This window comes from Streptomyces sp. NPDC031265 (assembly GCF_055570295.1).
Genome location: NZ_JBVIHM010000008.1, coordinates 33447 through 49893, shown reverse-complemented (window position 1 = coordinate 49893; position 16447 = coordinate 33447). Strand labels below are relative to the sequence as shown.

Below are 16447 nucleotides of genomic sequence, written 5' to 3'. Positions count from 1 at the left end.
TCCCTCTGCTCCCAGAGAGAAGCCGCATGCGCATCAACGATCTGTCGCTGCTCGGACGCAACCTGGTACGGCCCCTGGTCATGGCCATATCCGTACTCGGCCTGGGCACCATGTCGATCAGCACGAGTACCGCCGCCGTCCACACGCGGGCATGCGGCGCCCCCTATCCCATGCCGGGGGAGCACAAGGTCCAAGTCGACAGGTCGCATGCCGCGTGGGTCCACCTGGTGTACGACCCTTGCAAGTACTCGACGTACGCAGTGATCAGCGCGTCTGGGCTGGGCGGCACATCAGCGTGGTGGCTCGCGGTCGACCTGGTCGACCAGAACGGAGTTGCCTACTACCACGGAGACACCCGTGGGTACGGCCACGAAGACCACGCCCAGACCCTTGACCTCACGCTGAACCACACGGGCGGCGCCAAGGAGTACCAGGCTCGCGCCTGGTTCCGGAACCAGGCCGGCTGCAGCGTGTTCTTCGACTCCGACTGGCACGCCTACAGCGACGGAAGCAACCAGGGCGGCGGCTGGGACACCAGCTGCTGACAGAGCACCCCGAAGTGGAACGTGTGGGCCGGCCCCAACAACCGGCCCCCACCCATGCGGTGACTCTTCGACACGTTCTGACGCCTCCGCCGCAGGACGGCGGTCCGCTTCTGTTCATCGAGGTCTTCGAATGCCGCATCCGCCTGTGTTGCCGGTGTTCAACCACATCGGCGTCAACTCGGCGACAGGCACCCGGAGCCCCGGCCGGCTTCCGCCTACGACACCGCTCGGGTAACCACGGCCGCCGCGTCCGCGATCAGTTTGTTGTCGTAGTCGGCGTCCTGAGTCCCGCGGTTCGACAGGATCGCCATGACGATGGGCGCCGCGTCGGGGGGCCACACCACGGCGATGTCGTTGCGGATGCCGTAGACGCCGCCCGCGCCGGTCTTGTCGCCGACCGTCCAGCCCTTGGGGACTCCGGCCCGGATGAGCTCGTCTCCGGTGGTGTTGGTCCGCAGCCAGCGCGTCAGCTGGGCGCGTTCGGCTGTGCCGAGGCGGTTGCCGAGGACGAACGCGCGCAGGTCCTGGGCCAGTGCGCGGGGCGTGGTGGTGTCCCGTACAGTGCCGGGGGCCCACTGGTTCAGCTCCGGCTCGCGGCGCTCGACGCGAGTCACCGCATCGCCCGTCTCCCTGAGGGCGTTCTCCAGCCCTTTCGGTCCGCCGAGCGCGTCGAACAGCAGGTTCCCGGCCGTGTTGTCGCTGTAGCGCACGGCGGCGTCGCACAGCTCGCCCAACGTCATTCCGGTGTCGACGTGCTTTTCGGTGACGGGCGAGTTGGCCACCAGGTCGTCCTTGGAGTAATGGATCACCTTGGTCATTCCGCCCAGGGAGTACTTCCGCAGGACGGCCCCGGCGGCGAGCGCCTTGAACGTGGAGGCGTAGGCGAACCGTTCGCCGTCGCGGTAGGCCACCTCACGCCCGTCGCCGGTGTTCACCGCGTACACCCCGAGCCGTGAACCGTACTTGCGCTCCAGCTCCTTGAAATCGGCCACGGGCGGTTTCGCGTTCGTCTGCGGCCGAGTCGTCCCGGTGGGCGGCGCCGGTGACGACGCCTGGCCGCCGGCCTGCGTGCAGGCCACCAGAGGAAGAGTGGCGAGCAGGGCGAGCCCGCCCAGGGCGGTACGTCGTGCGCGTGAGTACTGCATGGTCCAACCTCCGGGTGCGCCGGGGAAATCGGTGCGTATCAGGGATGAAAGGCACATGCCCCGATCTTGCCCGCGGAACCCGATCATCGTCACTCCCGCACGGTGGCGCAGGTCAGCAACCGAGAGGCGGCTGAGGTGTTCGCGCTTCGAGGGTGGACGGGACCTTGGGTGTGCCGGCACAGGGCAGCCACCGAGCCCCGGCTCCGGGAGCGTCCCCTGACCCGGATCACCGGGGTGTGGCACCCGCCGGGACCGGGTGCGGGAAGCGGACGGTGTGTCCATCCACCGGGCCGGGTCGACTTCGCCAACGGCCAGGCCCGCAAGCGCGGTGCGGACGACAAGGTGCGCACCCCGGGGCGACTCTGTCGTCTGGGTCACACTCCCAATTTGCTGCGCGACGCAGTGATTTGGGCTATCGTCTGCGTAACGCAATTAATGCTTCACGCAGTGATATGCCCTATGGGGGGAACCATGCTCACCATCGCCGTCACCGGAGCCACCGGAGCCCAGGGCGGGGCCACCACCCGCGCCCTGCTGGCAGCCGGCCACCAGGTACGCGCGCTCACCCGCCAGCCCGACTCACCCGCCGCCGACGCCCTGCGCAGCCTCGGTGCCGAGGTACGCCACGCCGACTTCGACAACGCTCCCTCGTTGGGGGCCGCCCTCACCGGAGCGGACTCCCTCTTCGCGGTCACCACCCCGTTCGGCACGGACACCGCCACCGAAGTCCGACAGGGCAAAGCCCTCATCGACGCGGCGGCGCTGGCCCATCTGGGACACATCGTGTTCACCTCCGCCGCCCACGCCGACCGGAGCACCGGCGTCCCGCATTACCAGAGCAAGCACCTGGTCGAGCAGCACCTGCGCGCGGCCCAAGTGCCCTGGACCGTGATCGCCCCGGCCGCGTTCATGGACAACTACGCCGACGGCTGGACCCTCGACGGGCTGCGCGAGGGCACCTTCGCCTGGCCCATGCCTGCCCACCAGCCCCTCACGCTCATCCCCGCCGCCGACATCGGCGCCTTCGCTGCGCTGGTCCTCCAGCGCCGTGACGACTTCGCCGGCCACCGCATCGACATCGCCTCCGACGAGCGCACTCCCGCGCAGATGGCGGAGATCCTCGCCACCGCGATCGGTTGCCCGGTCGCCCACCAGGAAGTACCCCTGGCCTACGTCCGGACCCGATCGGCTGACCTGGCAGCCATGTTCGAGTACTTCACCAGTGTCGGCCTCGACGTCGACGTCACCGGGCTACGCCGCGACTACCCCGAAGTGAGCTGGCACAGCTTCACCGACTGGGCCGTCGCCCAGGACTGGGCCGCCCTCCTGTCCCACACCCCCACGCCTCGGTGACATCCTCCGCCCGCACCGCCGTGCCGGGGGACGCAACCCACCACCCCTGCCCGGACGAGGGCAGGTCAACACGGCCACCACTGAAAGAACACACTCATGAAACCGATCGGCTACTGGCTCAACCGCACCGACAAGGCCCTCACCTGCTATATGAACGGCATGCTGGAGGAGTTCGGCCTCACACGGATCGCCTGGCAGGTTCTCAACGTCATCCAGGACACCCCCGAGGCCACCGACACCGAGGTTCTGTCGGCCCTCGCCGCCAACGCCGACATCTCCACGCTGACCGCAGCCATCGACACCGTTCTCTCCGGTGGCTGGGCCCACCGTCCCGCGCCAGGTCGGCTCGCCCTTACGCCTCGTGGTCGCCAGCACCTCGCCGACGTGGCTGTACGCGTCGACGCGTTCCGCGAGCTGTCCACGACCGGCATCTCCCTGGACGAGTACCGCACAGCCGTCCAAGTCCTGGAACGCATGAGCCACAACCTTGAGAAGGCGACGACCGCCGGCGGACGTCTGCGCTGACCTCCCGAACAGCGGTGGCGCACCGACCGCTTGAGGTCGCCGACGTTTACTGCCATGTGCGAATGCCGTCGGGTGAGCGCCGTCGACGCAGCAGCCTGAAAGACGGCTGCCGGGGCGGGACGGTGACGGCAGCATCAACGCCGTGCCGAGCACGACCACCACCAGATCGGTGGTACTTGTCAGCCCCATGTCCCAGGAGGGCAAGAGCCGACGGAGTTCGTTCATCGGCGGGGCGAAGGTGTGGTGTCCCGCCCCGCCGTGCGCTCAGCGCGTCTGCGCTTTCCGCTGTCGTGCGTAACCGATCGCGGCGAGCGTCAGCGCCAGTCCGCCGGTGAAGTAGAGCTCCACCCGCGTCCCGGAGTCCAGGGCCATGAGCACCAGCACGCCGGTCACAGCGGCCAGGGTCGCCCATGTCAGATACGGGAAACCCCACATCCGGACGGCCGGTTGGGCGGATGCCGTGCGCTCCAGGCGGCGGCGCAGCACCAGCTGGGACACCGCGATGAAGCCCCACACGATCAGCACGACCCCGCCGACCATGTTGAGCAGCCAGGCGAAGACGGTCGTGGGCCACCAGTACGACAGGAGCACGGCGACGAACCCGAACGCGCACGACGCGAGGACCGCGCGGCGCGGGACCCGGCCGGAGACCTTGCCGAGGAAGGCGGGGCCCTGCCCGCGCGCGACCAGTGAGTACGCCATGCGCGAGGAGCCGTAGATGTTGGCGTTCATCGCGGAGAGCAGCGCGATCAGGATGACCGCGTTCATGATCTGCGCGCCGCCGGGGACACCGAGCCGGTCGAGCACGGCGGCGTACGGGCCGCAGTCGGTGACGGCCTTGTCGTTCCACGGGATGAGCGTGACGATCGCCAGCATCGAGCCCACGTAGACGATGCCGATCCGCCACATCGTCGTCTTCACGGCCTTGGCCACGCCCCGCGCCGGGTCCTCGGACTCGGCCGCCGCGATGGTCACCGTCTCCAGGCCGCCGTACGCGACGACCGAGGCGAGCAGCCCGACGAGCAGTCCGCCCATGCCGGTCGGCAGGAACCCGCCGTCGTGGACGAGGTGTGCCGTGCCGGGGGAGTCGGTGCCGGGCAGCAGGCCGACGACCGCCAGGGTGCACAGCGTCAGGAAGAGCGCGATGGCACCGATCTTCAATGCGGCGAACCAGAACTCGAACTCGCCGAAGTTGGAGACGGCAGTCAGGTTCGCGCCGCAGAACAGCGCCATGAGGGCCAGCACCCACAGCCAGGACGGGGTGCCCGGGAACCAACCCTGCATGATGTGCGCGGCGCCGATCGCCTCGATCCCGACCCCCACGACGAGCAGCGTCCAGAACATCCATCCGGCGGTGAATCCCGCCCAGGGGCCGATCGCGCGCTCGGCGTGCACGGAGAACGAGCCCGAGTCGGGGTTGGCGGCGGACATCTCGCCGAGCATGCGCATCACGAACATCACCAGGATGCCGGACGCGGCGTAGGCCAGGACGATAGACGGCCCGGCGGCAGCGATACCGGCGCCGGACCCGACGAAGAGACCGGCCCCGATGACCCCGCCGAGCGCGATCATCGAAAGGTGCCGTTGCTTGAGCCCGTTCGAGAGCGGGGTGCCCGGCCCGGGCGTGTCCTGTTGTTGACGGGGAGTGGGTGTCAGTGTCTGGCTCATGTGCGGGTGTGTCCAATTAATGAGATGCAAGTACGCCTGATTATGAGACGCCCAAGCGATCTTCCATCCGCTCTGTCCGTTATCCGGAAGATGTGATGGCTTTCTGTCATCTCGCCCGTACGGAGTGGAATGCCCGGGCAAGGTCAGGGGTGGGGGGCGTATGGCGTGGTGAATCGCCGAGCTTCTGCTCGCCTTGTTGCTCTTTCCGGCCTGACGGGGACCGGACCCAAGGCCCAGACCGCCTTGAATGCGGCCGGCTCGGCGCGCAGGCCCGCGACCTGTCGTCCAGGCTGCCTGGGGCGTGACGTGCAAGGCTCGGGAATTCGCAGCTCCGCTCAGCGTCAGGAACTACTGTCGTGAGCATGGTCGAACATGATGCCCTCGGCGTTACTCGCGAGGCCTACGACGCTGCTGCCGCCACCTATGCGCAGCTGTTCCGCGACACACTGCGTGACAGCCCCCTGGACCGTGCGATCTTGGGCGCCTTCGCCGAGGTCGTACGTGCGAAGGGGGACGGTCGGGTCGCGGACTTGGGTTGTGGGCCTGGCCATATCACCGCATATCTGGGCGAGTTGGGGTTGGTGGCGTCTGGTGTTGATGCCTCTCCTGCGATGATCAAGTTGGCTCGACAGGCCTATCCGGGCCTGCCCTTCGACGTGGGCTCGATGGCCGCGTTGAACATCGCTGACGGCGTGCTGGGCGGCGTACTCTCACGCTGGTCCATCATCCATACGCCGCCGCAGGAACTCCCCGTCATCCTGGGGGAGTTCCATCGTGTGCTGGCACCTGGCGGCCACCTTCTGGTCGGCTTTTCGGCAAGCGATGACCCCTCTCACCCGACGCAGGTCTTCGATCACACCGTCGCGCCGGCCTATCGGTGGTGGCCTGATCACCTCGCCGCGATGCTGCGCAAGTCCGGGTTGGCCGAGGTGGCCCGGATGGTTCGCGAGCCTCAGCCCACTGACCGGCGGCAGTTCCAGGAGGTTCAACTGCTCGCCCGTAAAGCCTAGGCAGGGCTGTCTGAGCGAACGCATGACCGCATCTGACCTGCTGGACGGGGAGGCGGCTCCAGGCGGCGGCTCACGCTCAGGGCGCACTGCCCGCGGCAGGGCGCAGGGCCGGAGCGGATGGCGTCGGTCTTGAACATGCGCCGGAAGCCGAACGCGACCGTGACGGGGGCCGCTGAACTCCCCGCGCAGTACGTCGGGCATCGCCAAGGGGCTGGGCATCAGCGAGTCCTCCGCCTTCGAGCACGCCATGGCCCTCCGGGATGCCCGCCTCATCGCCACCCAGCGCGACGGCAAGGCCGTTGGGCACTGTTGCACACCGCTCGGCCTGGAACCGCTGCGGGGAGCGGGCACCCCCGGGTGAGCGCTCGCCGCGGCCGGCCGCGCCCGGAGGGGGCGGCTCGCTCGCCGCGGAAGACCTGTCGGGGTGAGGCGGCGGGCTTGGGTACGGCGGGTACGGCGGCCGCTGCAACCCGCGCCGGGAGACAGGGGTGAGCAAGGCCCCGAGACGTCCTGGGGCGCCGAGCTGGAGCACCGGCCCGGTCACCCGCCGAACACGCCAGAAGCTGTCAGCCCGAACTCTTCTGCCGACACCAGGGCGAACAAGGGAGCGGGAGCTCGGCGCCGTCTTCGTCGCCGGGGGCGGACCGGTACCCGGCCGGGCGAGTGGCACGTGCACGGTCTAGGCCCTGGCTCGCAGGGTGAGTTCCCGGCGAAGTGCCGCAGCAGCCAGGCTGTTTGCCCTAGGGTCGGACCTACAGCGGCGGCTGTCCGCCCAAGGGGAGCGGGGCGCGGACGTCAGGGGCGGCAGGGGGCGGTGGCAAGCGGCCTCCGCTCGCGTGCCGGAGCGAGGGGACTGGCGTGAACGGAGGCGAAGCGGGCCGTCGGAGCACGGACGCGGGGCGCCGCTACCTGGTGTCCATCGGTGTCTCCCAGTACCGCTCACCGGGCCTGCCGGACCTTCCCGGCGCCGGGTCGGACGCGGAACGTGTGGCCGGCCTGCTCGCGAACTTCGGGTACGAGCGCGTCCTTTCCGAACTCGGGACCTCTCCCACCGTCGAACAGCTGCGGTCCGGTGTGGTGCGCTGGACCAGGGAAGCCCGGCTCGGGCCGGACGACGTGCTGGTCGTGTACTTCGCCGGCCACGGCTCCGGCGACGGGCCGCGTCTCCATCTGCTCGCTTCGGACAGCGAACCGGGGCGCGCGTACACGTCACTGGCCGCCGACGACCTCACTGCCATGATCGCCGACAGCGGTGTGGGAAGCATCCTGACCGTTCTCGACGTGTGCGCGGCGGAAGCCGGTGACCACGCGGCGGCCGGATGGGCTGTTCCCCACGTTCACACGCAGCCCCAGGACGGCGCGTACCACCTGGTCACGTACACCCGGAACACCGACGGCGCCGTGTCCCTGGTGGACGCCTGGACGTACGCGCTCACCCACCCGTACGCCGGGCCGCGGCAGCGCTACCTCCCCGTCGCCGACGTGTTCAAGGCCATGCACCGCCACCTCACGGACTACGGGACAACTGGCGGACCCTTCTACGCCGGACACCGGACGGCGGAGACGGAGGGCTTCTTCCCGAACCAGCGATACGTGCCGGACCTGCCGCGCGACACCTTCGACCCCGTGGGTGTGGCCCGGCTGCGGCACGAGCACCGCGACCACTTCGAGCCGCGCAGCCGTGGCGTCGCGCACGCCGCCGAGCCGGGTGACTTCTTCGTGGGGCGGACGAACGCCCTGGCCCGGATCGCCTCCTGGGTGCGGGCGGCGCCCGGCGCCGCGGTGCCACCGCTGGCGGTCACCGGCGCGCCGGGCTCCGGCAAGACCGCCCTCCTGGGCCGCTTCCTGGCACTGACCGACCCGGACAGCCCGGCGAGGATGAACACCGCGCCCCAGACGCTGCCGCCGCCGGGGCTGGCCGTCATTCCGCTCAGTGGCCGAGGCGTCAACGGGCTGCAGTCGCTGGCCGCCGACCTGGCCGCCGCGCTCGGCCGGGCCCCGGGCTCGGCCCCGGGACACGTGCTCGCCGCGCTTCGCGCACGGACCGACCCCGTCGTCATCGTCCTCGACGGCCTCGACGAGATCGCCCCGTCCGCGTACGACGACGGGCTCGCCGGCTTCGTCCGCTCGCTCGGTCGCATTCCCGCGGTGCGGCTCCTCGTCGTGACCCGCCCGACCCAACTGGAGTCACTGGGCCCGGACGTCGAGGTTCTCGACCTCGACTCGCCCGAGTACCGGGACGAGGACGCGCCGCGCCAGCTCGCCTACCGGCTGGCCCAGGATCCCGGCCAGGCCGCCGCGATATTGGCTGAGCTCGAACGCGACTTCACCCGCGAGGTGGGCCACTCCTTCCTGATGGTGCACCTGTTGGCGGCGCGTGCGCTGGCGGCTGACGGCATACCGTTGAACGCAGGGGACCTCCCCTCGCTGTTCCAGGGCCTGATCCAACGCCTCGGCCCCGACGAGGCACGCTCGCAGCGCCTGCTGTCGCCGCTCGCCTACGCTCAGGGAGCGGGCCTGCCTCACGGACTGTGGGCGCCACTGGTCGAGGCCCTCACCGGCGATGTGTGTACGCCCGAGGAGCTTCGGAGGTTCCGCGACCGGGCGGGCACGCTCGTGGTCGACAGCACCCGGCCCGACGGCACCAAGGTCCACCGGCTCTTTCACGTCGCACTCGCTGAGTTCTTGCGGGCGTCCGCCGACGAGCGGGAGCAGCAGAGGCACATGGCCCGGGGACTGGCCCGCCTGGTACCGCGCACGGCCGACGGACGAAGCGACTGGGCCGCGGCGGACCCGTACATCCTCGAACACCTCGCCACCCACGCCGCAGCCGGCCGGATCCTCGGCGAAGTTGTGCGGGACAGCGCCTACCTGAGCCATGCGACGCCGGAGCCACTGCTGCGGGCGCTGGCCGACAGCGGCGCCATCGGCCCGCCCACCGCGGCCCCCGCGGTCGAGGCCGAGGAGCCCGATGCTCCCGCCGACGAGGACGTGGGCGCTGACCCCGACACCGACACCGGTATGACCACGGACGAGGACCTGGTCACGGACGCCGACGAGGCCGAGGACGCCAGCTTCGACGACGGACTTGACTTCGACCTCGACCGGGTGACCGCCACCGAACTGGCCGCCGTCCACGTCCTGTCGGAGCGGCCCTGCGTCCTGGTCGTCGCCACCGAATGGTCCTCGGGCCGCGGCGGCCTGAGCACCTTCAACCGGCACCTGTGTGTGGCGATGGCGGCCGCGGGCGCCCAGGTCTTCTGCATCGTGCTGGACGCCGACGCCTCCGAGGTGACCGACGCCAAGGAGAAGGGCGTCACCCTGCTCACCCACCCCGGCGCGCCGGGAGCCCCGGACTACGGCCGGCTCACCCGTCGGCCGCCCCTCCCGCACGGTACGCAGCCCGACCTGGTCATCGGACACGCCCGCATCACCGGACCGGCGGCCGCCCACCTCAAGGAGGACTTCTTCCCGCACGCCCGTCGGCTGCACTTCGTCCACATGGCGCCGGACGAGATCGAATGGCACAAGCTGGGTGACGGCGTCGACCGTGCCCGGCAGGCCGAGGAACGCACCGAGATCGAGCGCGAGCTGGGCCTGACGGCCCACCGGGTGGTCGCGGTCGGCCCGGCGCTGAAACGCCGTTTCAGCAACGAGCTCTGGGGCCTCGGAGTCCCCGAACCGCTGCGCCTGGATCCGGGCTTCGATTCGCCCATGTCCACCGGGCCGGCCGACGCGGGGGGTCTGCCGAACGTCTTCGCGCGCCGCAGGCCTCCACCGGACGGGCTGCACAAGGTGCTGTTCGTCGGCCGCACCGAGGACGTCCGGCTCAAGGGAGTCGACCTCGCCGCCCGGGCCTGCGGAATGGTGCACGAGCTGCGGAACAGAGCGGCGGGAGAGCCGATCGAGCTGTTCGTCCGCGGCGCACCGCCGGAGAAGGCCGACGAACAGCAGCAGCTCATCCAGGACTGGTCAGGCTGTCCCGGCCTGCGCGTGGTGGTACGCCCCTACTCCTCCGACCCGCGCAAACTGGAGTCCGACATGCTGCGCGCCGGGCTGGTGGTGATGCCGTCCCGCTCGGAGGCCTTCGGCCTGGTCGGACAGGAGGCCATCCTGCGCGGTGTGCCCGTACTCGTCAGCGACCAGAGCGGACTGGCGCAGTTGCTGCGCGAGGAACTCCGCTCCGACGCCGACCACTTGATCGTTCCCGTTACGGGCGACTTCGCGGACGACACCAGGGAATGGGCCGCACGGATCGAGAAGTGCCTGAGCGGCCGCGAGGAGGAGTTCGAACGGATGCACACCGTGCGCAGCCGCCTCTCCGCCTCAGTCACCTGGGCGGCCGCCGCCCGCCTGGTCCTGGCCGAGGTCCCGCCCCGCGGTTCGCGGGGCACGGGGCCGGGCCGGATGACCTGACACGGTCGGCAGCCGTTCGGGAACCGGCGGCTGACGGCCGTCGGGTCAGGCCCTCCGTAGCCGTGGACGTGCCCATGGCCCCGTGGGTGCTGTCGCGGTTGCCGACTCGCCGCCACACGATGTGGCACGCCCGGTACCTGCTCCAGCCCGTACTCCGTGTCACGCGGCCGTCGCTGTCCCAGGTGAGCTCGAAGACGCCGGGTGCTCGCTGGACGCCCGTGACGCGGAGGGCAACGCGGAAGCGTCCGCCGCGCCCTGCGCGCCACGGCGTGACCGGCCGTCCGGACAGCGCTCCCGGCCGGGACGACCCTTGCGCCGGACGGTACGCGTGCAGTGCCCTGACTCCCATGACTTCATTGCCGTGCTGCTCGTGCTGCTCGTGCACGTGGCACAGGGGCCACTCGCCAGTGCCCGACCCCCCCCACATCCCCACGGTGACTGGCCCGCTCGGGCCGGAGGAGGAGGGGCCCCACGGTGAGCGGGTCGTGCCGGGTCGGCACAGGGGGCCTCGCCATCCATGTGGCCCAGCCGCACTCCCTGCCACCCCGCACTGGCTGAATCACGTCTGCCCGCCCGCCGACAGCCGTCCCCATGAATTCGGAACTTGATGAAGAACGCACAGCTATTGACGTGGATCGTTCAGGAAATTTATGGTCCCAGGACCCTCGCAGGCGAACCAGAGTGACGGAGAACAATGACGTACTCCCTCGGTGTGCGGCCGCGTGCCGCCCGACTGACCGCGGTGCTACTGGCCGGAGCGCTCGTCGCCTCCGTGCCCTCTGCGGCCTCGCAGCCGGCGATGAACACCGCCGCCACGACCGCGACCTGCCGCGACAGCGACGGCTGGACGCTCGGCACCACCCGTGCGGACGCGGCAGACACCCACCATGCCTTCGTCGGCAACGGCTACCTGGGCCAGCGCGTGCCCCCCAACGGTGCGGGATACGCCGACAGCACGGCCAAGACCGGCTGGCCGCTGTTCACCCCGCGCTACGACGGCTCCCTCGTCTCCGGTCTGTACGCGCACAACAAGCAGACCGCCTCGGACCGGCAGGCCGTCGCCGCGCTGCCCACCTGGACCGCACTCAGCGTCAGTACCGGCGGGGCGCAGAGCGATACCTTCAACTCTTCGACATCGCCGGGCCGGATCTCCCACTACCGTCAGTCGCTCCTCCTTCACTGCGGAGTGGTGCGTACATCGCTGACCTGGACCGCCGCCGACGGCCGCCGCACCGACCTCGTGTACGAGGTGCTCGCCGACCGAGTCAACCCGCATGTGGGCGCCGTACACATGAGCATGATCCCGCACTGGAGCGGGGAGGCGACCGTCACCGACATGCTGGACGGTCGCGGCGCGCGGCGCATCCAGCAGACCGGCGGCGGTGACCGGACCAGGGGGCAGCGCGGCGACGGCCGGACCGCACCGACCATGGACGTGGCTTTCCGCACGGACGGCACCGGCGTCGACGGCGCCGTCGCCTCCACCCTGCGTGCCGGACGCGGGGCCCACGGCGCCACGACCCAGCAGGCCGGCCACGCCCAGAACATGACCGCTCGCCAGGCCCTCGCCCTCCCGGTCCGGCGCGGGCAGTCCTACGACTTCACCAAGTACGTCGGCGTCGACACGGCTCTGACCTCGCACGCGCCGCGCCGCGACGCCACCGCCGCGTCGCAGCGTGCCGCCGACCGTGGCTGGGACGCCCTGCTGCGGTCCCACACCGCCGCCTGGTCGAGGCTGTGGCGCAGCGACATCGAGGTCCCCGGGCAGCGCGAGATGCAGTCGTGGGTGCGGTCCGCGCAGTACGGGCTGCTCTCCAACACCCGCGAGGGCGCGGCCAACAGCATCGCTCCGGCGGGCCTGACCAGCGACAACTATGCGGGTCTCGTCTTCTGGGACGCCGAGACGTGGATGTACCCGGGCCTGCTGGCCACCCGGCCCGAACTCGCGAAGACCGTGGTCGACTACCGCTACCGGACTCGCGCGGGGGCGCGCGAGAACGCCCGCAAGCTCGGCTATCAAGGGCTCTTCTACCCCTGGAACAGCGGAAGTTCGGGCAACCTGGCCCAGGAGTGCCACAGCGTCGACCCGCCGCACTGCCGCACCCAGATCCACCTCCAGTCCGACATCTCCCTGGCCACCTGGCAGTACTACCTGGCCACCAAGGACACCCAGTGGCTGCGCGAGCGCGGCTGGCCGGTGCTGCAGGGCATCGCGGAGTTCTGGGCGGGACGTGTCAGCCGCAACACGGACGGCAGCTACTCGATCAAGGACACGGCCGGGCCCGACGAGTACAGCAACGGTGTCGACGACGCGGTCTTCACCAACGCCGGCGCCGCCACGGCGCTGCGCCACGCCACCCGCGCCGCCGAAGTGCTCGGCAAGCAGGCTCCCACCGCGTGGAAGGCGATCGCCGACCGCATCCGGATCCCGTACGACGCACAGAGCAAGGTCTTCCAGCAGTACGACGGCTACCACGGCAGCACCATCAAGCAGGCCGACACGGTCCTGCTGATGTACCCGCTGGAGTGGCCGATGCCCAAGGGCGCCGACGCCGCCACCCTCGACTACTACGCGCAGCGCACCGACCCGGACGGCCCGGCCATGACGGACTCGGTGCACGCCATCGACGCCGCTGGAATCGGGGAGCCGGGCTGCTCCACGTACACGTATCTGGAGCGTTCCATCAAGCCGTTCGTCCGCGGCCCCTTCGCGCAGTTCTCGGAGGCCCGTGGTGCCAAGGCGGGCGCCGATGACCCCTTGGCGGGCTCGCCCGCGCATGACTTCCTCACCGGCAAGGGCGGCTTCCTGCAGGTCTTCACCAACGGCCTGACCGGGATGCGGATGCGCGAGAACCGCCTGCACCTCGACCCGATGCTGCCGCCGCAGCTCGACCGCGGCGTCACCCTGCACGGCCTGACCTGGCAGGGGCGCACCTACGACATCGAACTCGGCGCCCACCGCACCACCGTGCGCCTCACCGACGGCGCGCCGATGACGCTCGACACTCCCCAGGGCGAGCAGATCGTCAGCAAGGACGTCCCGGCCGTCCTCAAGACCCGCCGCCCCGACCTCGACCGCACCACCAACGCGGCCCGCTGCACCACGGCCACGGCCTCATCCGAACAGCCCGGCATGTACGCGGGCGCCGCGCTCGACGGCAACACGGCCACGGCCTGGGTCCCGGACGGTGCACGGGGCGAGCTGACGGCGGACCTCGCCAAGCCGGTCCGCGTCACGAAGGTCACCCCCACCTGGAACGACACCAAGCCCACTGCCTACAGCATCGAGCTCTCCCTTGACGGGCGGCACTGGCAGCGCGCGGTGGCGGACGATGCGCGGCTCGCACGGTATGTACGGGTGACGGTGCAAGGCGATGCGGAGGCCAAGAAGCACCCGGGCGTCGCGGAGCTGACCGTGAACTAGGGGAGAGATGACCGGCGTTGGCGGTCGGCGGCTTCGCTCGCCGGATAAGGCGTCTGCTGCCCCGGACGCCTTACGCCGGCGGGCGAGGGTCGCGCGGGTGGCGACCGTCGGCAGCTCAAACAGGGGGCTGGTCACCGCCCCCAACCGCAGCTCGACGGCGCTCGGTTGGGGGAGCGGCCGCCCGGCAGTGGCCTCATCGGATGCGCAGAATGAGCAGGCGCTCCGTTCCGTCGTCCGCGGACAATTCCCAATGTCCGCCGCCGACCTGGGCTTTTGAGCGGATCAATTGACGGACAAACCGGGGGCGGGTGACGTTGGGGCTTTCGTAGTCTCAACCTCATTCGGGAGGGCCAGTGAAGATCGCACCCCGGTGGCGCGTGCGGACCCCGCTTCACCGCGGAAAGGCGGAAACCGGTATCCGCACCCGACGGATACGCCGCCGTATGGCAACCCTGGCGGTCTCGACCGCGGTCGTCGCAACGACACGTCATCGTGGGCCGCCCGCTTCCACAAGGGGCCGTATCACTGCGACTGACCCACCCCACTGGTCGGCGGCTCCAGCCGGTCCATTCCTCTGCCCCAACTCGCTTGGCCGACAAGAACTCACCGCGAATGCAGTGAGCACGAAGCCCTGCGGGGAACGGTTCACCGGCCGTTCGACGGGGCGCCGGACAACAAACCGTTACGCCTTCCCCGCTCTTTCCCGTAAGGATGGCGGCCGATTCTGTCCGCCGTCACCGCCCACGTACAGATGGCGCACGGCAGACGAGGAGATTTTCGGAATGAAGGCCGGACAGATCAGTATCAGGGTGGGATTCACGGCGCTCGTTTCGGTGGCCGGTCTGATCGCGGTTCCGGCGACGGCCGAGGCGGTACCGGCGGACGGGCAGTACAACGGCGCGTGCGGCTCCGGATATCGCGTGGTCGATTCACTCGACATCAGTGGCTATGGACGCACCTTTCTGACCTGGAACGACTCCAACGGTCACAACTGTGTCGTCACCCAGAAGTACGGGGCGAACGAGGGCAACGACCTCTACTTCATGACCGCGTGGATCCAGCGCACCGCCGATGGTTACGAAGAGGAAGACAAGGACCTCTACCGCCACTACGCGGGCCCGGTCTACGTGAACGGGCAGGCCACCTGTCTCAACTGGGGAGGCTACGTGGATCCCGCGGGCACCGGTTCCTATCAGTTCAACAAGCACTGCGGGTAGCGCAGCCGGGGCGCGCATTCCTGAAAACGCGCGGGTCTGGAAGTGAACGCCTTCACGCACGATCCGGCAACGGCAAAGACTCACGCAAGGATGCCGTCATGAAACACGGGAAGAAGCTCACGGCCGCGGCCCTGACCCTGTCCTCGGTTGCGGCGGGCGTGCTGCTGGCCGCGCCCGAAGCGGGCGCTGTCGCCGCTCAGGGCAGTCGGCCCGCGGTGGCGGCCCAGCCGGCCGGATGGGAGTACAACGGCGCCTGTGGCAGCGACTATGAAGTGATCGACAAGCAAAGACTGGAATCCGGCGCGATGGTGTATCTCACCTACTCCGCTTCGGGATACAACTGTGTTGTCACAGTGCGTTACCAGCAGGGCGGCGCCGCGCAGTCGACAAGGGCATGGATCGAACGTGCCGATGACCCCTCCTTACGTGACGAGGACTGGGGCGACTACTCGGCATACGCCGGCCCCGTCTACGTCTACGCGAAAGGGAGTTGCGTGAGCTGGGGAGGCGCCTTCATGTACGGATCGACCTCCGCGACCGGACACTGCGACTGATGGCGCGGCCATCACATACCCCCACCCCGCGGTCAGGTTTCCGCCCATGATCGGGCACACCGTTGCTGCGGTCACCGCCGCGACGGTCGCGGCGGGGCTGCTCCTCGCCGCCGCGCCGGCCGCCCGAGCCGCAGGATACGGACTGTGCGGAAAAGGGCACGAGCTGGTGGATTCCGCGCCGGTCGGTGACCTGGGAACCGTATACCTGACATGGAACGCCGGTTCCGGGGAGAACTGCGTGGTCGTCGTGCGCCACGGGTCGGGAGCGGCGGTGGCGATGACCGCATGGATCGGGCGCGACAATGGCGTCCAGGACGTGGATTCCGGCCGCTATACCCTGTACGCCGGTCCGGTCCAGGTGGACGGCCGCGGAACCTGCGTCGACTGGGGCGGTGTGATCCACGACCGGGAGGTCAGCCGCTGGAACAGCCACTGCGGGTGAAACCCACCGACGGCTGCGTACCGGGGCGGTCGGGCGGCCGGCTCTGTCTGGGGGAGAGGGCGGTTGCGCCGAGTCGTCGGCATCCCGGGTGCCCCGTTCAGCAGTCGCGGGAGGGTGTCGGAGGTGCGATGCCCGGCATATTTTGGAA

11 protein-coding genes and 1 pseudogene are annotated in these 16447 nt (G+C 69.9%); 9 read left to right on the top strand and 3 right to left on the bottom strand.

The window, feature by feature from the left end; all coding sequences use genetic code 11:
- Positions 1 to 26: 26 nt before the first annotated feature.
- Positions 27 to 545 (top strand): hypothetical protein, encoded by a 519-nt coding sequence (locus tag ACZ499_RS14800; protein ID WP_468675098.1) that lies wholly within the window; start codon positions 27 to 29, stop codon positions 543 to 545.
- 215 nt (positions 546 to 760) lie between these two features.
- On the opposite strand, the gene bla is transcribed toward ACZ499_RS14800, so the two are convergent.
- Positions 761 to 1690: a class A beta-lactamase gene (gene bla / locus ACZ499_RS14795; RefSeq protein ID WP_468675096.1), complete on the bottom strand. Its 930-nt coding sequence runs from the start codon at positions 1688 to 1690 to the stop codon at positions 761 to 763.
- Positions 1691 to 1851: 161 nt separating this feature from the next.
- Positions 1852 to 1966: pseudogene (locus ACZ499_RS14790) on the bottom strand (IS630 family transposase); the annotation flags it as partial.
- 195 nt (positions 1967 to 2161) lie between these two features.
- On the opposite strand from ACZ499_RS14790, the gene ACZ499_RS14785 reads away from it, so the two are divergent.
- Both ACZ499_RS14785 and ACZ499_RS14780 read left to right on the top strand, forming a co-directional pair.
- On the top strand, positions 2162 to 3043 hold the full coding sequence (locus ACZ499_RS14785; RefSeq protein ID WP_468675095.1) for an NmrA/HSCARG family protein: 882 nt from the start codon (positions 2162 to 2164) through the stop codon (positions 3041 to 3043).
- A 96-nt stretch (positions 3044 to 3139) separates the two neighbouring features.
- Positions 3140 to 3568 (top strand): MarR family winged helix-turn-helix transcriptional regulator, encoded by a 429-nt coding sequence (locus ACZ499_RS14780; RefSeq protein ID WP_468675093.1) that lies wholly within the window; start codon positions 3140 to 3142, stop codon positions 3566 to 3568.
- 264 nt (positions 3569 to 3832) lie between these two features.
- Here ACZ499_RS14780 and ACZ499_RS14775 read toward each other — a convergent pair whose 3' ends face one another.
- Positions 3833 to 5236 carry an amino acid permease gene (locus tag ACZ499_RS14775; RefSeq protein ID WP_468675090.1) on the bottom strand — a complete coding sequence of 468 codons (1404 nt, stop codon included), beginning with the start codon at positions 5234 to 5236 and terminating at the stop codon, positions 3833 to 3835.
- Between the two features lie 362 nt (positions 5237 to 5598).
- On the opposite strand from ACZ499_RS14775, the gene ACZ499_RS14770 reads away from it, so the two are divergent.
- From ACZ499_RS14770 to ACZ499_RS14745, 6 genes are all read left to right on the top strand, one after another.
- Positions 5599 to 6246 (top strand): class I SAM-dependent methyltransferase, encoded by a 648-nt coding sequence (locus ACZ499_RS14770; protein WP_468675465.1) that lies wholly within the window; start codon positions 5599 to 5601, stop codon positions 6244 to 6246.
- Between the two features lie 858 nt (positions 6247 to 7104).
- Positions 7105 to 10662, top strand: a complete 3558-nt coding sequence (locus ACZ499_RS14765; RefSeq protein WP_468675088.1) for a glycosyltransferase — start codon at positions 7105 to 7107, stop codon at positions 10660 to 10662.
- 694 nt (positions 10663 to 11356) lie between these two features.
- On the top strand, positions 11357 to 14086 hold the full coding sequence (locus tag ACZ499_RS14760; RefSeq protein ID WP_468675086.1) for a discoidin domain-containing protein: 2730 nt from the start codon (positions 11357 to 11359) through the stop codon (positions 14084 to 14086).
- 782 nt (positions 14087 to 14868) lie between these two features.
- Positions 14869 to 15303, top strand: a complete 435-nt coding sequence (locus ACZ499_RS14755) for a spore-associated protein A (protein WP_468675085.1) — start codon at positions 14869 to 14871, stop codon at positions 15301 to 15303.
- A gap of 98 nt (positions 15304 to 15401) precedes the next feature.
- On the top strand, positions 15402 to 15857 hold the full coding sequence (locus tag ACZ499_RS14750) for a spore-associated protein A (RefSeq protein WP_468675083.1): 456 nt from the start codon (positions 15402 to 15404) through the stop codon (positions 15855 to 15857).
- 46 nt (positions 15858 to 15903) lie between these two features.
- Entirely contained in the window at positions 15904 to 16299 is a 396-nt protein-coding gene (locus ACZ499_RS14745) for a spore-associated protein A (protein ID WP_468675082.1), read from the top strand.
- The last annotated feature ends 148 nt before the right edge of the window (positions 16300 to 16447 follow it).